The following is a 2,907-nucleotide window of genomic DNA, read 5'->3' as shown; positions in this document are numbered from 1 at the left end:
AGGATATTGCCCAGCGCGACGCACAGATCGAGGAGCTGAACCAGCGCATCGAGCAGCTCGAGGAACAGATCCGGCTGCTGCAGGCAGAGCGCTTCGCACCGCAGAGCGAGAAACGCAAGGATCGCGTGTTCGACGAGGCCGAGCAGATCGCCCAGACCGCCCCCTCCAATGAAGACGACGAGGGTGCACAGCCAGCGCTGCCCGACACCGGCCTGCCCCAAAACAGCGAGCCCGAACGGCGCAAGGGCGGCCGCAAGCCTCTGCCGGCCTACCTGAAGCCTGCACGTCGAGGTCAAGTGGACGGTCCGGCAGAACGTGCGCTCCAAGTGGGCCTGCCGGCACTGTGAGTGTCACGCCGAACATACACGGATCGTGCTTGCGCCGATGCCGGTGCAGCCGATTCCGGGCAGCCATGCGGACGCGTCGGTGATCGCGACGGTCACGACCGCAAAGTACGTCGACGGCATGCCGTTGTACCGGATGCAGGACGCGCTCGCACGCTGGCAGATTCCGGTGAGTCGCGGCACGCTCGCTCACTGGATCATCCGCCCCAGCGAACTGCACTACCGCGTGCGACCTGAAAGTCGCCTGAGTTTCTGTTTCACGAGTAAAGATATATGACTTGATGAAACCGGTTGTTCCATCAACCGTTCCCTACCTGGACATGCGGCGCCGGTAACAGCACCGTGTGAAGCTTCGGGGATAACGTAGCCGCCGGATCACCGGTACACTGAACCGCGAGGAGAGGTGGAATCTGCCTAGCACGAAGGCGTTGAGGCGCAAGGGATGAGCGGTCACGATCAACACATGTGAACTTCCGATAAACGTCGTTAGCAGTGACAAGCCAAACGTGATGACAGGCTTGGACCAAAATGGTATGCGGCATGGTGTGGTCCCTGCTGTATGGGCCACCATGGACAGTAAGCCGCCGGCGAAGAGGAAGGGTCCGCCCCGCTCGGAAATTCATGCGGAACAGGGTAAGCCCATAGCGCTGCCGGCAACGGCAGGTGAACCGCAAGGGACACTGTTGGCACTGTGGGTAAAGGAGTGCGGAAAAAGCGAAAGCCTGTCTGTAATGGACGAGATACGAACTGAGACATTGTTCGACGCGAAAGCGGGCAGACTTCCGCATGGTCATTCATGGCGAGAGAGCTTTGGAAAAATCGTTGTACGAGGGAAAGCAGATGACAGCGAACGACGCGAAAGCGCCCGGAACTGGTGCGTCCTCGCGCGCTGCCCAGATGTGGGACCAGGCAAACTGGCCGCATATCGAGGCAGAGGTGAAACGACTTCAGGCGCGTATCGCCAAGGCCGCCAGGGAACGCAGATGGGACAAGGTGAAAGCCTTGCAACGACTGCTAACCCGCTCGCATAGCGCCAAGATGTTGGCTGTGAAGCGAGTGACGAATAATCGTGGCAAGAGAACGCCGGGGGTTGACGGCAGGATATGGTCATCCTCGGCGGCCAAATGGAAAGGAATGCTGTCGCTGCGTCATTGTGGCTATAGTGCGATGCCGCTGCGGCGTGTTTATATTCCCAAGAGTAACGGGAAAAGGCGTCCGTTAGGAATCCCATGCATGCTTTGCCGTGGGATGCAGGCTTTGTGGAAGCTCGCTCTGGAGCCCGCCGCGGAGACCCTTGCAGACGCCAATTCCTACGGCTTTCGGCCGGAGCGCTCGACCGCCGATGCCATCGAACAGTGTTTCACCGCTCTGGCCAGACGCATCTCGCCAGAATGGGTTCTGGAGGGTGACATCCGAGGATGTTTCGACAACTTCAGTCACTCCTGGTTTCTGAAGCATATACCGATGGATAAAGTGATCCTGCGTAAGTGGCTGGAAGCTGGCTATATCGATGAGGGAACCCTGTTCGAATCACGGGCTGGTACACCCCAAGGGGGGATCATCTCTCCCGTGATCGCGAATATGGCGCTAGATGGGTTGGAAGCTGCAGTCCATGCAAGCGTGGGGACATCCGCACGCGCTCGCAAAAGAGCCCAGCTCAGCGTTATCCGCTATGCGGATGACTTTGTGGTGACCGGCGTATCGAAAGACGTGCTGGAACTCAAAGTACTTCCTGCGGTCAGGCAATTCATGGCCGCCCGAGGTCTGGAACTCTCGGATGAGAAAACCAGAATCACACACATAGCGGCGGGTTTCGACTTCCTCGGCCAGAACGTACGTAAGTACGCCGGCAAACTGCTGATCAAGCCAGCGAAAAAGAGCGTCAAGTCGCTACTTGATAAGGTCGGGGCAATCATTAAGGGCAACGCGAGTGCCACGCAGGAAGCGTTGATACGCCAGCTCAACCCGGTCATCCGGGGCTGGGCTCAGTATCACCGCCACGTCGTGTCGAAAGCGACCTTCTCCTCGGTAGACTCGCACATTTGGCGACGACTCTGGAAATGGGCGCAGCGTCGCCACCCCATGAAAGGAGTCCGGTGGGTCAAGCAACGGTACTTCCGGCAAGACGGACACCGGTCTTGGGACTTTGCGACGAAGGGATCAACCAAGGGTGATGCCCGCGGTGTGCAACTCTTCCGTGCTGCGACAGTCGCGATACAGCGACACGTCAAGATCCGAGGATTGGCGAACCCGTTTGATCCGGTGTGGGACACGTACTTTACCCGCCGTCGCACCGCGAAACGTTCCGTCGGGATGCCCGGTGCCCCTTCAGGTGCTGACTGAGTGGCTTGAGCCGTATGCGGGGCGACCCGCACGTACGGTTCTCAGGGGGCGGCGGCGCAGCAATGCGCCGCTGCTACCCGACCGCCTGTACGACGCGCTGCACAAGACGTTGCTGTCGCAGCCGTTGATCCACGGTGACGAAACGACGGTTCAGGTGCTCAAGGAGCCCGGCAGGTCCGCCCAGAGCAAAAGCTATGCATGGGTGTACCGCAGCGCCGAA

Annotated in this window: 1 protein-coding gene and 2 pseudogenes; all 3 read left to right on the top strand. The window is 59.6% G+C overall.

The window, feature by feature from the left end; translation table 11 throughout:
* Nucleotides 1-5: 5 nt before the first annotated feature.
* Nucleotides 6-567: pseudogene (locus M3A49_RS42150) on the top strand (IS66 family transposase); the annotation flags it as partial.
* 563 nt (nucleotides 568-1,130) lie between these two features.
* Nucleotides 1,131-2,687 carry a group II intron reverse transcriptase/maturase gene (gene ltrA / locus M3A49_RS42145; protein WP_266233969.1) on the top strand — a complete coding sequence of 519 codons (1,557 nt, stop codon included), beginning with the start codon at nucleotides 1,131-1,133 and terminating at the stop codon, nucleotides 2,685-2,687.
* Nucleotides 2,688-2,769: 82 nt separating this feature from the next.
* A pseudogene (locus M3A49_RS42575) lies at nucleotides 2,770-2,907 on the top strand (IS66 family transposase); the annotation flags it as partial.

It is taken from the genome of Paraburkholderia sp. CNPSo 3076 (genome assembly GCF_026343935.1).
In the GTDB taxonomy this organism is placed as follows: Bacteria; Pseudomonadota; Gammaproteobacteria; order Burkholderiales; family Burkholderiaceae; genus Paraburkholderia; species Paraburkholderia nodosa.
Note: the sequence above shows the minus strand (reverse complement) of the source record. Positions and strands in the feature narration are given on the sequence as shown.

Coding starts and splice junctions, on each gene's coding strand:
- ltrA (WP_266233969.1), top strand. CDS start 1,131: ATGGTCATTCATGGCGAGAGAGCTTTGGAAAAATCGTTGTACGAGGGA.